Here is a 15022-nt window from a genome sequence, read left to right as displayed (position 1 = left end):
TCTGCCCCCCGACGGGTCCGCTCAAAACTTTCCCGCATGACCAGATGGGCCATCTCCTTCATCGACGGGCTTGGGCCTGTTGTGCAATGACGCGCCCTGCGTTTTTCTTGTTCGGTGACGCTTTGGTCCCACCGACGTAAAATCGGCTTATCTTCACAAACAAAATATCCGTCACTCCGACTCCTAACTCCATACAGCTACGCTAAAGCTACGGGGCGATGCCGTGACGGCAGTTCTGACGTACAGAAATCCGCCAATTCGAACCAAGAGTTGCAGACCGTTAGCGAGCTGCTCAGTAAGCGAGAGTTTAATCCGTCACTCCTAGCATCGGGGCGATGCCATTTTGCATTGACTTTTGAAAAAAACATGCTAGGAGCGAATTATGTATAATTTGGATGCCCTCAAGAAATTTGACCTGATTATCGACGCACGAAGCCCACGCGAATTTGCCGAAGATCATTTGCCTGGGGCCATAAACCTTCCGGTCGTCTTCGACGATGAGTATGCGGAAGTCGGTACTACTCATCGCACCAATCCGATGCGCGCGTATCAGATCGGTGTCGCCTACTCCCTAAAGAACATCGCTCGGCACCTCGAGCTTCCGCTTTTTCGGAGCGATCGACGAATGTCAGTCCTGGTTTATTGCTTCCGTGGTGGGAAGCGAAGCAAGCTTTGGACAGACGCTCTGGAAACGATCGGCTACAAGGTCGACAGGCTGCCAACTGGTTGGAAAGGATATCGAAATTGGGTGCGTCAGACTCTCGAAGAGGTCCCCGCGCACTTGCAGTTCAATGTGCTCTCTGGCCCCACCGGATGCGGAAAAACTCGACTGCTACTCGCGCTACGGACGGCAGGTGCACAGGTCATCGATCTAGAGGACCTTGCCTCGCACCGCGGCTCGATCATTGGGGCAATTCCAGGGCGAGCCCAACCAAGCCAGAAATTTTTTGACAGCCTTTTGCTTGCCGAGATAAGTCGTCTGGACTCGGCAAAGCAGATTTGGATCGAAAGTGAAAGCAAGCGAATCGGTCACGTCCAATTGCCGACTGCGCTGTTCCATAGAATGCATGGCGGACGTTTATTCGCCGTCGAGACCCCGATGCGCGAAAGAATTGGAATGTGGCGTCGCGAGTATCCCCACTTCGAAATAGACCCCACGGGCCTAGTCACACAACTTGGCCACCTAAAAGCACTCGTAAGCGGGGCGACACTACAGAAGTGGGCGTCGATGGCTGAACGCCGCGAGATCGAAGCTCTCTTCGAGAGCATCATGGTCGACTATTACGACCCTGCGTACACTCGCTCGACGAAAAAAAATTATTTGCATACGGAGCACGCCATCAAGATCCAACTTGAAACGCTTGACTCATCGTATCTCGCAAACGTCGCAAGACGTTTGATTTCTGACAGTGACGCTCTGACGTCGCCGCCGCCTGAGTAAGACCTTCGTTCGTCGATTCATTATCGAAAACCAGAACGGCGAGAGAAGCGTCAACCAAAGCATTTGAAAGTAACCACCCGGCAAAGTGGTTCGTTGCGCGGTGAGACTCTGATATGGCGTTTCACCGTCCTGATGGTGAGCATTATGGAAGCCGTTGTTCACGAGTAGGCAGTTCGACAACCAAAAGTCAACATCCCACGACGTAAGCGCAGTGCGCGAAATGTCCGCGTCGAATCCGTAGTGCTGCATGTACCCGACTGCTTCAACGACAAACACGCTCACAACAGCGTATCCGATATAGAAAAGCGCAATTTTCCATTGCAGAAGCGCGGCGAAGCCCAGCAACAATATTGTGAAAAGTGCATTTCGAAAAAGGCTATGCGGTACCTTTCCCCCCGGATGGGAACGCCGCGAAAACGACGAGACCAACCCCGCTGCATAAGAGCGTCCAACATGACACCATACCGTCGTGCCCAATGAAGCAGTCGAACCGAATTGCGGATTTCCAACATGTCGATGATGCAGTTGGTGCGCAATCCGGTAATGCGGATAGCCGGCGATGACGAATGCCAGGTCACTAACGTGCTGCCATATTCTGGCTGGTCGGTGCGTAAGCTCATGCAGGTGTGCCATTGCGGTCGCGCTTAACACTCCGCACGCGACGCCAAGTCCGATCAGTTCCACCCATGATGCAGTTGACGCACGGTGCGCACCGATTCCGAGTGCCAAGGCCCAAGAGAAAGCAAACCAGCCAGGTACCTGATCTTCATCTGTTTTCCCAATGGCTTGCCCCGACCTGGGGGCTCCTCGCCCTATCGTTGCGTCCAGCGCAGGAACAACGAACAGGACCACAGCCACAAATGCCCAAGGGCGTCCGACAAAGAACAGGGCGCCTGCAGCCGTGGGTAAAGTGAGCGAGAGCCAAAACGCTCTACCCGAGTTACGCCAGAAGGTCATTCACTTCCGCGAACTTAACCGCTTCTGAGATGTGCGAAACACCAATCTTGTCCTTTATTTTTCTATAGTTTACGTAGACGGTCTGAACGGAGATGTCCATCTCGCGAGCAATGTCTTCCGCAGTAAATCCACTTCTAAGGTACCCCACTACACGCAGATCCATTTCAGTAATACCATGCGCCTCAAGGACCTCGCGTCTAGCCATTCGGATGGACCAATCGAGCAATTCCATGGCAAGCGCTCTGAAATACAATCGGTGCGCGGTCAGTCTCTTTTCCCCGACAGCCTGGCTATCTTCAGATCCGATGTACAGAACACCCATACGCTCTGTGGCGCTGGTGTGGACCGGCACGACGATCCCGCTTCTGAAGCCGTGTTCGCTAGCCGCGACGAGCATTTCGCGCTGGCCTTGTGTTTCGGCGACAATCTGGGACCCCGTTATCGGAGCGGTGTTGCTTCGCGCATACTCCAAGAACGGGTCGGTCATATACCATTTATTGGCGTTATACATCTGGCACCATTCTGGGCGGCAGCCAATGAGAAAGCGATGCGTGGCACGACTAGCCGTTGTCGCGCTGGAATGAAGCGAAACGAAGACATACGACTCCCCACCAAGCGCTGTGACGATTGATTTGACGCAATCTGCCAGTTCAGAGTCGTCCTTGGCGGCCATGAGTTCTTCGAAGAGACTGCCAACTTCACGGGACGCCTGTTGGGCAATCATTTCCTCACCCTCCTCAACCCCTTCACGCGCTTGCCTAGCTATTCGGCCACGCGATTTTCTACAAGGTGACGCCGAACTTCGTAATACAACGGAGCCAGTTCCTCCGAATACGGGTCCGCGTCTGCAAATCTGTGTAGATCGCCTAAGGCAGAAATAGGCAGCACTTGAACAGACGCTGTTTGATCCCTTTCAATAAGCCGCCGTTCAAGAGAAAAACCGCGCGCCGCCAGGAAAAGGCTGAGCATGACGTGTTCCCCACCGATATTGAGCCCGCGCTCAAAAACAAGACTCTTCATCATCGGCTCCGGCAGGGCGATTGCAATGACCACAAGAAGAGCAGGCGATCCCTTCGGGATCGATTATCGAGACGCTCGTGATAAAGTCCTCGGATCCACAAGCGAAACATTCGACAATCAAACCGTCATACTCGGTGCCGCAGCACTGGCAAGTAAGGCGGTGAATCTCCCCTGCAGCAAGGACTTCCCAACCGTCTTCCATCGGGAAGCTACACTTGGGGCAAAGAAATCCCAGTTCGGATATTACGTTTGTCATATTCGAAAGCTTTATGAAACAATTCGCGTTCCGACAAGTAATGACTTAGCTTAGCACTGTCTTATTTCGTCTGCGCAATCAGCCACAATTTGCCGGTGGTTCCCAATGAACTGGAGCGCCACCTCACTGCAACAGCACCGAACCAAGTCTGGAAGGAGTGATATCACCCGTCTCGCGAAGACCGAGGGCTGGTGTACCGTCAAATCCTCGAAGCGAAATTTGCAATGCCAGACGAACTACACGAATCACCCTAGAATGGGAGCAAGGTACAGCGAAAGGTAAGCTCAATGCCTTTACGAATCAAGCTCGTGAGGCCACCTGGCGCGCGCCCTTACCATTCACGATGGTTCCAACCGTACTGGAGAACCGGGGCGTCTTTGCCTGACTAGCAAGCAATTGCGTGCGTCGATGGCGTCCCGCATAAAATACCTGGCAGTACGACGCACGGTACGTTTATTGCACGGATGACAACATCGCACTCGGACTACCAGAATAAGCCACTTCATCCTGGCCCGCGCCGTCCCGCCTCCATGCGGTTAGCGATCCATGCGTCAATCTCGCTTTCCAGCCATGCTACTCTGCCGCCGCCAATCTCCACCGGCCGTGGAAATTTCCCGACCGCCAGATACCGGTATACAGTGCTTGCACCGAGGCCAACGCGGGTACGTACCTCGCGAAGGCGAATCAGGCGCACTCTCGCGCCAGCGCGTTCGACAATCTGTTCGTCCATTGTCCTGGCCCTCCCGACTACGTCCGGATAACCCCGGACATCGCCAATCTAGCTTGTCGCAGAAGGCGCTGCAAACTTGCGATGAGGAACAGGATTGCGGAAATCCGGAGCCACACTCCGAAGGCGATTTCCCCTGGATTCCCTGCTGTTCCCACTCTCCAGGGACGACGGGGCAATCCTCCCACCGGCAAGCCACCAGCGAGCGAAACTTCGCGATTTGCCCGAAACTAATCCTTGCGGCCCGTGAGAGATGCGTGCGCCAGGAAACGCTACCTGTTCGCAGCGGCCGCGCCGACAAGGCCTCAGACAATCCGCGCACGACATCAGGCTGCTTTCGCTTTCGGGCTGCAGTAAGCCACCCAGTCATCCATCATCTGCCTGCGTCGCTGGAACATGTCCCCTCGACGATAGGCGGCCTCAACCTTGTCGTCCACCGCGTGAGCGAGCGCCATTTCGGCCATTTCGTTGGGGTACGTCGTACATTCGGCGGCCCAGTCGCGGAAGGTCGAACGAAAGCCGTGCACGGTGAGGTCGCCGCGCTGCATGCGGCGAAGGACGGTAAGCATTGCCATGTTCGACAGCGGCTTGCCCTTCTTCGCGCCCGGAAAGACCAGTTCTCCGTCCGTCTCATCAAGCAGGCGGCGCACCAGCGCAAGAGCCGACGCGGACAGCGGAACCCGATGCGGGCGCTCAGCCTTCATCCGCTCCGCAGGGATTGTCCACGTCGCGGCATCGAGATCGAACTCGCTGCGTATCGCGCCGATCACTTCGTTGGTCCTGCCCGCAGTGAGAATCACGAGTTCCAGCGCGCGTGCTGCGAGACCATCCTGAGCCTTGAGAGCCTTCATGAATGCGGGCACTTCGCCGAAGGGCAACGCGGGATGGTGCCGAACCTTGCGCACCCTGATGCGCGCAGGCAGGATTTTGTCGAGATGGCCTTTCCATCGTGCCGGGTTCTCTCCCTCCCGATACCTGTGCGCGGTTGCCCAGTCAAGCACCGACTCGATGCGCCCCCTCACGCGACTGGCCGTCTCGGGCTTCGCCTCCCAGATGGGTTCGAGAACACTCAAGACGAGCGTTGTATCGATATCGCGCACGGAAAGCTGGCCGAAAAATGGAGAAGCGTAAGTGGCCAGGGTGTTCTCCCATTGCGTCACGTGCTTTTCATTTTTCCACCCTGCACGGTTGGCCTTGATGAATGCCTTGGTGCACTCATCAAACGTCTTGTTATGTGCGGCCATCGCAAGCTGCTGCGCGCGTTCGGCACGGCGCGCCTCGATCGGATCGACACCTTCGAAAAGCATCTTCCGGTAGCGGGCTGCGAGCTCGCGTGCATCGGCAAGCGAGACGACATGCAGTGGCCCCAGGCCCATCTCACGCAACCGGCCCTTGCGCCTGAAGCGGTAGACCCATGAGCGCGTACGCGCCACCGACACCTGAAGGTACAGACAACCGCCATCGCAGTAATGGCCAGGCTGCTTCAGACGCGCGACGCCGAGCGCGGAAAGACGGTGGATGGAGCGTGAAATCGTGCTCATGACTGCCTCCTTTCTACCCATACTACTACCCATACTTTTGTTTGCGATTGGGTGGTATGGAGCGGGAAGGTCCGGCACAAGAAAAAACCCCGGAAGGCCCATGTGGCGGCCTTCCGGGGTTTGGTCCGGGACATTGTGAGATGCCCCGGGAGGTGCTCCTGGCGGAGACGGAGGGATTCGAACCCTCGATCCAGGTTTTGGCCCAGATGCTCCCTTAGCAGGGGAGTGCCTTCGACCTCTCGGCCACGTCTCCCAAACTTTCTGTCGCACAGGGAGTCAGTGCGACGAAGCCAAGATGATAGCGGGCCGGGCCGATAAGGTCAATGTCTGACGAACATTATTTGTGCCAACGTGGCGTCTCATCACGCAATTCATTCACATGAACGCCACAAAACAAACGGGACGCTCCAGAGCGCCCCGTTTTTCCCGCCACTTATGCCTGATCGAGTTCGAAGGCCTTATGCAGCGCGCGTACCGCGAGCTCCATGTACTTTTCGTCGATCAACACCGAAATCTTGATCTCCGAGGTCGAGATCATCTGAATGTTGATGCCCTCTTCCGACAACGTGCGGAACATCTTGCTGGCGATGCCGACGTGCGAGCGCATCCCGACGCCGACCACCGACACCTTCGACACCTTCGGGTCGCCCAGCACCTGCTCGGCCTGGACGTGCGCCTTTACCGTGCCGGTGAGGATTTCCATTGCACGCGCATAGTCGCCGCGGCCAACCGTGAACGTGAATGCCGTCTTGCCCTCGACGCTCTGGTTCTGGATGATCATGTCGACATCGATATTCGCGTCCGCCACCGGGCCGAGAATCTGATACGCGATGCCCGGCTTGTCGGGCACGCCCATCACGGCGATACGAGCTTCGTCGCGCTGGAACGCGATACCCGAGATGACTGCTTTTTCCATGGTCTCGTCTTCTTCAAAAGTAATCAGGGTGCCCGACTTCATTTCTTCGTCGAGTGGCATCAGCGGATCGGTCAGGCTCGACAGCACGCGCGTTTTCACCTGATATTTGCCGGCGAATTCCACCGAGCGGATCTGCAGCACCTTCGAACCCAGGCTGGCCATTTCCAGCATTTCTTCGAACGTCACGCGGTCGAGCCGGCGCGCTTCTTCAACGACGCGCGGGTCCGTCGTGTACACACCGTCGACATCCGTGTAGATCAGGCACTCGTCGGCCTTCAGCGCGGCCGCGACCGCGACTGCCGACGTGTCCGAGCCGCCGCGGCCGAGCGTCGTGATGTGGCCGTCCGGGTCAATGCCCTGGAAGCCGGTGATCACGACCACCTTGCCGGCTGCGAGGTCTTGCATGACGCGCTCGCCGTCGATGTCGCTGATGCGCGCTTTCGTAAACGCGCTATCGGTCTTGACCGGCACCTGCCAGCCTGCGTAGCTGACCGCTTCGACGCCGGCTTCCTGCAGCGCGATCGCGAGCAAACCCGAGCTGACCTGCTCGCCGGTGGCGGCGATCATGTCGAGCTCACGCGGGCTCGGTTGAGTCGTGATTTCTTTCGCGAGGCCAAGCAGGCGATTGGTTTCGCCGGACATTGCCGACGGCACGACGACCATCTGATGGCCGGCCATGTGCCATTTCGCGACGCGCCTGGCGACGTTCTTGATGCGCTCGACCGAGCCCATCGAGGTGCCGCCGTATTTATGTACGATGAGTGCCATTGTCGTTCTGAACTGGAAGAGAAACCGCGCTGGCGCGCTGGAGACGACCGCACAGAAAGCACAGGGGCGCAACGTCTCGTGAACGGCGGCAAAGTGTGTGGCGGCGTAGATGCAGCACGCGTGCAGCACGCGCGGATTTGCCCGGGATGAAATCGCAAATGGCTGATCGGAATTGAACGGCGACGACGGATCACGCACGCCTGCCGGCACTAACGACCGATAGCGACAAAAGCGACGGCGAAATCGGGTCGGGCAAACAAGTTAAAGTACCTGATTAGGCGCAAAAAGACAAGACGCAACGAGCGCTCAAATGCGTCGAATCAGGCCTGCAATTGCCTGTTTTATCGTTGATTTGCGCCCTGTTTCACGCTTTCGACATCTGCACGCACGGCTTGCGCGACTGTCCGACCGGCGCTCAGGCGATCAGCAGATCCTCGCGCCAGACGATTTTCACGCACGCTTCGCGCTCCGGAGATGCGTCGCGCACGGTCCCGCGATTCACGCCGATCAGCGGCACGAACAGCAGTTCATCGCCAACGTAAAGCAATGGCACGTCGCGCTTCCATGCGGGAATGCCGCGCTCCTGAAACAGGTTCTTCAGCGTGCGGCTGGGCGTGTTCGGCACACCGATGCGCATGCGTTCTCCGCCGCGGCGCGCCCGCACGCTTAGAGAGGCTCGTTGCAGGACGCTGACAGGAACGATGTCGCATGCTTCGTTACGTGGCGCTGCGTGCGCTGCATCGGCTACGTCGGAAGCAGCGGCTGCATCCACAGCGGCTGCATCCACCATCGCGAACACGAACGTGCCGCGCCATTGCGGCAAATGCCAGATCTCTTGCCCTTGCCACGCGAGTTCACTGATCTCGCGCTCGACGAGCGCGGTTTCGTCGGCGGGTTCGCTGCTATCGCCGGCTTCCCAGTAGACGAGGCCGCGATAGCTGCGCAACGCATGCCCCGCATGATCGATGCGGAGCCGATGTCCGTCCTGCCCCGCAGCCACTTCGCGCAACTGCCGCAGTGCATCCGCGACACGTGCGCTCGATGCCGCGACGAAGCCGAGCGTACGCATCCAGTAGCGCAGCAGATTCAGCGCGCGATCGTCGTCGAGAGCGAGCAGCACGTCGTGCGCGAGGGCGCGTCCTTCATCGCGCGACGCGCTTTCCATGTCGGCGCGCGCGAGCGTGTCGAGCAATCGCTGCGCCGATGCCGAATGCGCGGCCGTGCGCGCGAGCGCATCGCGAAAGCCCGGGAAGTGCACCGCGAGCGCCGGCATCACCTGATGACGCAAGGCGTTGCGCGCATAACGCGTGTCCGCGTTCGATTCGTCGTCGATCCAGCGCAGCTTGCGCGCGCTCGCATAGTGTTCGAGCTGCGCGCGCAGCAGATGCAAAAGCGGCCGCACACGTGTCGTCGACGCACCTGTCGGCAGCGTGCCGGGCGCCATCGCCGCGAGACCCGCGAGCCCCGCGCCGCGCAGCAGTTGCAGCAGCACGGTCTCGGCCTGATCGTCCGCATGCTGCGCGAGCCATAGCGTGCCAATGCCGTGCGTTGCGCACATCGCGTCGAGCGCGCGATAACGCGCGTCGCGTGCCGCGGCCTCGATGCTCAGGCCCGGCGCGCGCGAAACATCCACGCGTCGCGCGTCGAATTCGACGCCACGTTCGCGCGCGAAAGCCTCGCAGTGCGCGAGCCACGTATCGGCATGTGGACTCAATCCATGATGCACGTGCAGCGCGATACAGCGCGACGCACCCGCGACGCGCACCGCCGCATCGAGGAGCACGCTCGAATCGACGCCGCCGCTGAATGCGACCGCAATGCGCGCGTTCGAATCGAGCCCGGAGAGCGCGGCGCCGAGCGCCTCGATCACGAGGCGCTCGGCGGATGAGTCGGCGGTGGTGGTCACGTCGTTAGCGCGGAAAGCGCCGGTGGACGAAAGAGACAGGCCAACGCGCGGGCTTATGCGCCCGGCGTCGTTTCCTTGAATTTGCCGTACGCCATCAGCCGTTCGAAACGGCGTTCGCGCAGGTCGTTGGTGCTCATACCCTGGAACTGGCGCAGCGAATCGGCGAGCGCACGGCGCAGCATCGCCGCCATGCCCTTCGGATCGCGATGCGCGCCGCCGAGCGGCTCGTTGACGATCTTGTCGATCAAACCGAGCGCCTTCAGACGATGCGCGGTCAGACCGAGCGCCTCCGCTGCTTCCGGTGCCTTGGCGGCGCTTTTCCACAGGATCGATGCGCAGCCTTCCGGCGAGATCACCGAGTAGGTCGAGAACTGCAACATCAGCACGCTGTCGCCCACCGCGATAGCGAGTGCGCCGCCCGAGCCGCCCTCGCCGATGATCGTCGCGATCAGCGGCGTCTTCAGCTCGGCCATCACGTACAGATTGCGGCCGATCGCTTCGGACTGGCCCCGCTCTTCCGCGCCGATGCCCGGGTACGCGCCCGGCGTGTCGATGAACGTGAAGATCGGCAGGCCGAACTTCTCGGCGAGGCGCATCAGCCGCTCGGCCTTGCGATAGCCTTCCGGACGCGGCATGCCGAAGTTGCGTAGCGCGCGCTCCTTGGTGTCGCGGCCCTTCTGATGACCGATCACCATGCACGCCTGGCCGTTGAACCGCGCGAGACCGCCGACGATCGACAGATCGTCCGCGAAGTTGCGGTCGCCATGCAGTTCATGGAAATCGGTAAACAGCTCGCTCACGTAGTCGAACGTGTACGGACGCTGCGGATGACGGGCGATTTGCGAAACCTGCCACGGTGTGAGGTTCGCATACAGATCTTTGGTGAGCTGCTGGCTCTTCTTGGACAGCCGCTCGATCTCTTCCGAAATATCGACGGCCGAGTCGTCCTGCACGAAGCGCAATTCTTCGATCTTCGCTTCGAGTTCAGCGATCGGCTGTTCGAAATCCAGAAACGTGGTCTTCATTGGTTGTAATCCTTGGACTTACCGGGCAGCGCGTATTCTAACCGCGTGCGCCGATGTCAAAACCATTTCTCAACTATCGATATCATATACGCGATAGTCTTTGAAACGGCTTCGTTTCCTGTTCTTCTTTAGTAGTCGACCGGTAACGGATCGAGACTACGCCACATGTACCAGGTCGCCACCGTGCGCCACGGCTCCCAGTTCGCGGCAACCTCGCGCGCTTCGCTGCGCGTGACGGGTTCGCCGCTGAAATAGTTGACGCTGATCGCGCGGATCAGGCCGAGGTCGTCGAGCGGTAGCACATCGGGACGCGACAGGTTGAAAATCAGGAACATCTCCGCGGTCCAGCGGCCGATGCCGCGAATCTGCGTGAGTTCGGCGATCACCGCCTCGTCGTCCATCGACGTCCACTTGCCGACGTGCAACGCGCCCGACACGAAATGCCTCGCGAGATCGAGCACGTATTCGGCCTTGCGTTTCGACAAACCGCACGCGGTCAGCTTCTCGAGACCGAGCTTGATGAACTGCTGCGGCACGAGCTTCGGACACGCGACTTCGACCCTCGCCCACACGGCCTGCGCCGACGCGACCGAGATCTGCTGGCCGACCACCGAGCGCGCAAGCGTGACGAAAGGATCGCTACGACTCAGCAAATGCACGGGGCCGAACTTCGGAATCAGCTTCTTCAAAATGCGATCGCGCTTGACGAGATCCGCGCACGCCTTGTCCCAATACGCGGGACGCGTGACTTCAGGCGCGAGAGCGCCGATCTGCACCGGCACCGCGACTTCGTTCGCGAGCGATGCGACACCGGCCGCTTCGCCGCCCGCGCTGGCCGTGCTCGCCGAGGTGGCCGATACGCGCGTCTTGCGCACGACTTCGCCCGCGTTCGTGTCGCGCGCGAGTTCCTGCACGTCGCCGGCGAGCTCGGCCGCGAGTTTGGCCGGCAACGCACCGTTGCCCTTCGCACGCGACGCCGTTTTCGCGCGTTTCGCAGGCGCGTGCGCAGCTTCAGTGGCCGCGCCATTGAGCGAGCGTTTGGCTGCGCTCTTCTTTGCCGCGGTCGAGTCGGCTTTCGCCGCCGCCCCGCCCGCCGTCGAGGGCGCTTTGTCTACCGCGCCGCCGCCCGCACGAGTCGACTGAGCTGCGGCAGCCGATGCTGCGGCTGCCGACGCTGCGGCAGCCGATGCCGCGGCTGCCGCACTGGTTTGAGACGCCGCGCGTTTAGCCGGCGTCTTCGTGGCCGTTGCCATCCTGCCTCCTGCCTGGCGAGTCGTTCAGAGGGAAGTACGAGGTGCGCTCACACGCGCCGCCACTCGGTCAACCCGCCGGGTTTGTCTTCAAGGGCAACGCCGGCATCGAGCAATTCGGCCCGGATCCGGTCTGCTGCCGCATAGTCCTTTGCCTGCTTGGCGGCGATGCGCGCGGCGATCTTCGCTTCGATCGCGACGGGCTCGAGCGCGCCTTCGGCTGCAGCACCCGCTGCCTGCTGCAGGTATGCACGCGGTTCGCGTCCGAGCAGCCCGAGCACCGCGCCAAGCGCGCGCAATTGACGGGCCAGCGCGGGGTCGCGCGTGCGGTTCACATCGGTGGCCAGCTCGAACAGCACCGACACGGCCACCGGCGTGTTGAAGTCGTCGTTCATTGCCGCCTGGAAACGCTGCGCGTGCGCTTCGTTCCAGTCGAGCACGGCGCTATCGGGCGTCACGTCTTTCAACGCCGTGTACAAACGCGCGAGTGCATTGCGCGCGTCGTCGATATGTACGTCGCTGTAGTTCAACGGCGAGCGGTAATGCGCGCGCGCAATGAAGAAACGCACCACCTCTGCATCGTACTGCGCGAGCACTTCGCGAATCGTAAAAAAATTGTTCAACGACTTCGACATCTTCTCATTGTCGATCTGTACGTAGCCGTTGTGCATCCAGTAATTGACGAATGTTTGTCCGGTCGCGGCCTCACTTTGCGCGATCTCGTTTTCGTGGTGCGGAAACTGCAGATCCTGGCCGCCACCGTGAATGTCGAACTGTTCACCGAGCAGCGTGCAGCCCATCGCCGAGCACTCGATGTGCCAGCCGGGACGACCGCGCCCGTACTTCGAATCCCAGCCGGTGTCGGCCGGTTCCTCGGGCTTCGCCTGCTTCCACAGCACGAAGTCGAGCGGGTCCTGTTTTGCGTCGTTGGCCGCGACGCGTTCGCCAGCGCGCAGGTCTTCGAGCGACTTGCCCGACAGCTTGCCGTAGCCTGCGAATTTGCGTACCGCGTAGTTGACGTCGCCGTCGCTCGCCTGGTAGGCGTAGCCGTTTTTCTCGAGCGTCTCGATCATGCCGAGCATCTGCGGAATGAAGTCGGTCGCGCGCGGCTCGATGTCCGGACGCTCGATGCCGAGCGCGTCCGCGTCTTCATGCAGCGCGGCGATGAAGCGATCGGTCAGCGATTTGATGGTTTCACCGTTCTCGACTGCACGCTTGATGATCTTGTCGTCGATATCGGTAATGTTGCGCACGTAAGTCACGTTGTAGCCAAGCGCACGCAACCAGCGCTGCACGATGTCGAACACGACCATCACCCGCGCATGACCGACGTGACAATAGTCGTACACGGTCATCCCGCAGACGTACATCCGCACGACACCTTCGCGCAGCGGCACGAAAGTCTGTTTGTCACGCGCGAGCGTGTTGTAAATGCGCAGAGATTCCATAGAGAGCGGTGCGTGGGCCGAAAGAAGTCCGCATTGTGCTTCATGCGCGCCGCGACCCGCGAAACGAACAGGATAACGGGTGCATCGCATACAGCTGAAACCGGCGCACCACGTGCGGCGATCAGGCTGCAGACGAGGCTGCGAACCGGGCGGAGACGGCCACGAGTGGCGAAAAGACAGTCGGCGGTTCGACGGAACGCGCAGACCTTTTGTTAGAATGGCTCGGAGTATAACATCCAGACCTGAGCCTATGAAACACTCCAGCGGCCGCGCGCACAGCGCTGCGACCCTCGCCGCGACTGCGTTTGGCAACGTTGTCGGTGGCGTTACTTTCGAAGCGGCGCGTGCCCTCGCGTGGCGCGTCACCGTCGTTGCCGCACTTGCCGCGGTGCCGGTCGCGAGCGCTTATGCGCAGAAGACCGCGGTGATGCCGCAAGGCCCCGCCGTGCGTGACAATACGCCGGAAATCGACGCGTCGATTGCGCAGAAAAACTGGCAAGCCGCGCTGACCCAACTCGATGCGCGCGTCGCCGCGAATCCGCGCGACGCACAAGCGAAGTTCAAACGCGCAAACGTGCTCGTGCATCTGAATCGCGACGACGAAGCGATCACAGCGTTCACCGAACTCACGCAGCTGTATCCCGAGTTGCCCGAGCCGTACAACAACCTCGCCACACTCTTCGCGAGACAAGGCCGTCTGACCGAAGCGCGCGCGGCGCTCGAGATGGCCACCCAGGTCAATCCGAACTACGGCCTCGCGTTCGAGAACCTCGGTGACCTCTATCTGCGCCTCGCCGATGCCGCGTACCGTCGCGCGGAGAGCCTCGGCAAGGCGAGCCCGAGGACCGCGCAGCGTCTCGCGGATATCCAGAAGGTCGTGTCGCCGGCAACGCCCGCTGCCGCGGCGTCGCAGCCCGCTGCCGCGGCGTCGCAGCCCGCCGCCGAGCAGACGACCGTGCCCGCCGCGCACCCCACGTCGAACATCACGGACAGCCCGAGCTTCCAGTTCGGCGGCCCGAATGGCTCGCTCGCCATGCCGCCGTACATGGCGCCGTCGCGCTGAGCGCCGGGCTCGGTGCCTGCCGCAAGTTTTCTCCAACCCCGAGGACTTTCATGAAATGGTTGATGTTGGCGCTCGGCAGCGCCGCCCTGATCGCAAACGCACCCGCCTTTGCGCAGTCCGGTTCGCAGGCCGCTCATCCTTCCGTGCTGCTGAAGACGTCGGAGGGTGACATCCGCGTCGAGCTGTATCCCGAGAAAGCGCCAAAGACGGTCGCCAATTTCCTCGACTACGTGAAAGCCGGCCAATATAGCGGCACGATCTTCCATCGCGTGATTCCGGGCTTCATGATCCAGGGCGGCGGCTATACGCAGAGCTTCGTCGAGAAGCCGACGCGCGCGCCGATTCCGCTCGAGAGCCGCACCGGTCTGAAGAACACCGCTGGCACGATCGCGATGGCACGCACCAGCGACCCGAATTCGGCCACCGCGCAGTTCTTCATCAACACGGTGGACAATGCCAATCTCGACTACCCGAATCCGGACGGCAACGGCTACGCGGTATTCGGCAAGGTCACGAGCGGCATGGACGTCGTGAAACGCATCGAAGCCACGCCCACCACCACGCGCGGCCCGATGAGCGATGTGCCGCAGAAGCCGGTCGTGATCCAGTCGGCGACGGTGGTGAGCAAGTAAAAACGAACGGGCAAGCAAACCCGCGCGGCCGAAGCCCGGCCCCAACCAACGCCCCGGCGCGGCCGGTCGTCA

General features: G+C 60.5%; 14 protein-coding genes and 1 tRNA gene. 4 read left to right on the top strand and 11 right to left on the bottom strand.

The genetic code is table 11. The features are described from left to right. The first annotated feature begins 382 nt into the window (after positions 1-382). Entirely contained in the window at positions 383-1441 is a 1059-nt protein-coding gene (gene mnmH / locus HDG32_RS13925; protein ID WP_184067717.1) for a tRNA 2-selenouridine(34) synthase MnmH, read from the top strand. Here mnmH and HDG32_RS37235 read toward each other — a convergent pair. Genes HDG32_RS37235 through HDG32_RS13910 form a run of 3 tightly spaced genes read right to left on the bottom strand, consistent with a single transcriptional unit; the run spans position 1367 to position 3451 of the window. Beyond that, entirely contained in the window at positions 1367-2398 is a 1032-nt protein-coding gene (locus tag HDG32_RS37235) for a fatty acid desaturase (protein WP_184067714.1), read from the bottom strand. The two genes, mnmH and HDG32_RS37235, sit on opposite strands and share 75 nt — an antisense overlap. After that, a complete protein-coding gene (locus tag HDG32_RS13915) occupies positions 2382-3122 on the bottom strand; it encodes an autoinducer binding domain-containing protein (RefSeq protein WP_184067711.1) in 741 nt (246 codons plus the stop codon). The genes HDG32_RS37235 and HDG32_RS13915 overlap by 17 nt, the downstream gene beginning before the upstream one ends. 38 nt (positions 3123-3160) lie before the next feature. Further along, positions 3161-3451 carry a hypothetical protein gene (locus HDG32_RS13910; RefSeq protein ID WP_184067708.1) on the bottom strand — a complete coding sequence of 97 codons (291 nt, stop codon included), beginning with the start codon at positions 3449-3451 and terminating at the stop codon, positions 3161-3163. Here HDG32_RS13910 and HDG32_RS13905 point away from each other — a divergent pair. After that, complete coding sequence (locus tag HDG32_RS13905) at positions 3444-3728, top strand: hypothetical protein (protein ID WP_184067705.1); 285 nt, start codon at positions 3444-3446, stop codon at positions 3726-3728. The two genes, HDG32_RS13910 and HDG32_RS13905, sit on opposite strands and share 8 nt — an antisense overlap. Before the next feature lie 448 nt (positions 3729-4176). Here the strand turns inward: HDG32_RS13905 and HDG32_RS13900 are convergent, their stop codons facing one another. The 8 genes from HDG32_RS13900 to cysS form a co-directional block, all read right to left on the bottom strand. Beyond that, a complete protein-coding gene (locus tag HDG32_RS13900; protein WP_184067702.1) occupies positions 4177-4404 on the bottom strand; it encodes an AlpA family transcriptional regulator in 228 nt (75 codons plus the stop codon). A gap of 323 nt (positions 4405-4727) precedes the next feature. Beyond that, positions 4728-5942 carry a site-specific integrase gene (locus HDG32_RS13895; RefSeq protein WP_184067699.1) on the bottom strand — a complete coding sequence of 405 codons (1215 nt, stop codon included), beginning with the start codon at positions 5940-5942 and terminating at the stop codon, positions 4728-4730. Positions 5943-6101: 159 nt separating this feature from the next. After that, positions 6102-6195 (bottom strand) — tRNA-Ser (locus HDG32_RS13890). A 180-nt stretch (positions 6196-6375) separates the two neighbouring features. Next, on the bottom strand, positions 6376-7626 hold the full coding sequence (locus tag HDG32_RS13885; protein ID WP_184067696.1) for an aspartate kinase: 1251 nt from the start codon (positions 7624-7626) through the stop codon (positions 6376-6378). A 415-nt stretch (positions 7627-8041) separates the two neighbouring features. After that, positions 8042-9532, bottom strand: a complete 1491-nt coding sequence (gene tilS, locus HDG32_RS13880; protein ID WP_184067693.1) for a tRNA lysidine(34) synthetase TilS — start codon at positions 9530-9532, stop codon at positions 8042-8044. A 53-nt stretch (positions 9533-9585) separates the two neighbouring features. Then, complete coding sequence (locus tag HDG32_RS13875) at positions 9586-10557, bottom strand: acetyl-CoA carboxylase carboxyltransferase subunit alpha (protein ID WP_090800690.1); 972 nt, start codon at positions 10555-10557, stop codon at positions 9586-9588. Between the two features lie 128 nt (positions 10558-10685). Next, entirely contained in the window at positions 10686-11810 is a 1125-nt protein-coding gene (locus tag HDG32_RS13870; RefSeq protein WP_184067690.1) for a DNA-3-methyladenine glycosylase, read from the bottom strand. 47 nt (positions 11811-11857) lie between these two features. Continuing rightward, positions 11858-13255: a cysteine--tRNA ligase gene (gene cysS, locus HDG32_RS13865; protein ID WP_184067687.1), complete on the bottom strand. Its 1398-nt coding sequence runs from the start codon at positions 13253-13255 to the stop codon at positions 11858-11860. Positions 13256-13505: 250 nt separating this feature from the next. On the opposite strand from cysS, the gene HDG32_RS13860 reads away from it, so the two are divergent. Beyond that, entirely contained in the window at positions 13506-14318 is an 813-nt protein-coding gene (locus HDG32_RS13860) for a tetratricopeptide repeat protein (RefSeq protein ID WP_184067684.1), read from the top strand. 50 nt (positions 14319-14368) lie between these two features. Continuing rightward, positions 14369-14950: a peptidylprolyl isomerase gene (locus HDG32_RS13855; protein ID WP_184022474.1), complete on the top strand. Its 582-nt coding sequence runs from the start codon at positions 14369-14371 to the stop codon at positions 14948-14950. Positions 14951-15022 lie beyond the last annotated feature (72 nt).

Origin of the sequence: Paraburkholderia sp. CI2, from assembly GCF_014201055.1 — a bacterium.
GTDB classification, from domain to species: domain Bacteria; phylum Pseudomonadota; class Gammaproteobacteria; order Burkholderiales; family Burkholderiaceae; genus Paraburkholderia; species Paraburkholderia tuberum.
The sequence above is the reverse complement of the archived record's forward strand: the minus strand, read 5'-3'. Positions and strand labels throughout refer to the sequence as shown.

Bases quoted from the DNA above. Each gene is read 5' to 3' on its own strand.
- mnmH (WP_184067717.1), top strand. From the start codon at position 383: ATGTATAATTTGGATGCCCTCAAGAAATTTGACCTGATTATCGACGCA.
- HDG32_RS37235 (WP_184067714.1), bottom strand. From the start codon at position 2,398: ATGACCTTCTGGCGTAACTCGGGTAGAGCGTTTTGGCTCTCGCTCACT.
- HDG32_RS13915 (WP_184067711.1), bottom strand. From the start codon at position 3,122: ATGATTGCCCAACAGGCGTCCCGTGAAGTTGGCAGTCTCTTCGAAGAA.
- HDG32_RS13905 (WP_184067705.1), top strand. From the start codon at position 3,444: ATGACCACAAGAAGAGCAGGCGATCCCTTCGGGATCGATTATCGAGAC.
- HDG32_RS13900 (WP_184067702.1), bottom strand. From the start codon at position 4,404: ATGGACGAACAGATTGTCGAACGCGCTGGCGCGAGAGTGCGCCTGATT.
- HDG32_RS13895 (WP_184067699.1), bottom strand. From the start codon at position 5,942: ATGAGCACGATTTCACGCTCCATCCACCGTCTTTCCGCGCTCGGCGTC.
- HDG32_RS13885 (WP_184067696.1), bottom strand. From the start codon at position 7,626: ATGGCACTCATCGTACATAAATACGGCGGCACCTCGATGGGCTCGGTC.
- HDG32_RS13875 (WP_090800690.1), bottom strand. From the start codon at position 10,557: ATGAAGACCACGTTTCTGGATTTCGAACAGCCGATCGCTGAACTCGAA.
- HDG32_RS13870 (WP_184067690.1), bottom strand. From the start codon at position 11,810: ATGGCAACGGCCACGAAGACGCCGGCTAAACGCGCGGCGTCTCAAACC.
- cysS (WP_184067687.1), bottom strand. From the start codon at position 13,255: ATGGAATCTCTGCGCATTTACAACACGCTCGCGCGTGACAAACAGACT.
- HDG32_RS13860 (WP_184067684.1), top strand. From the start codon at position 13,506: ATGAAACACTCCAGCGGCCGCGCGCACAGCGCTGCGACCCTCGCCGCG.
- HDG32_RS13855 (WP_184022474.1), top strand. From the start codon at position 14,369: ATGAAATGGTTGATGTTGGCGCTCGGCAGCGCCGCCCTGATCGCAAAC.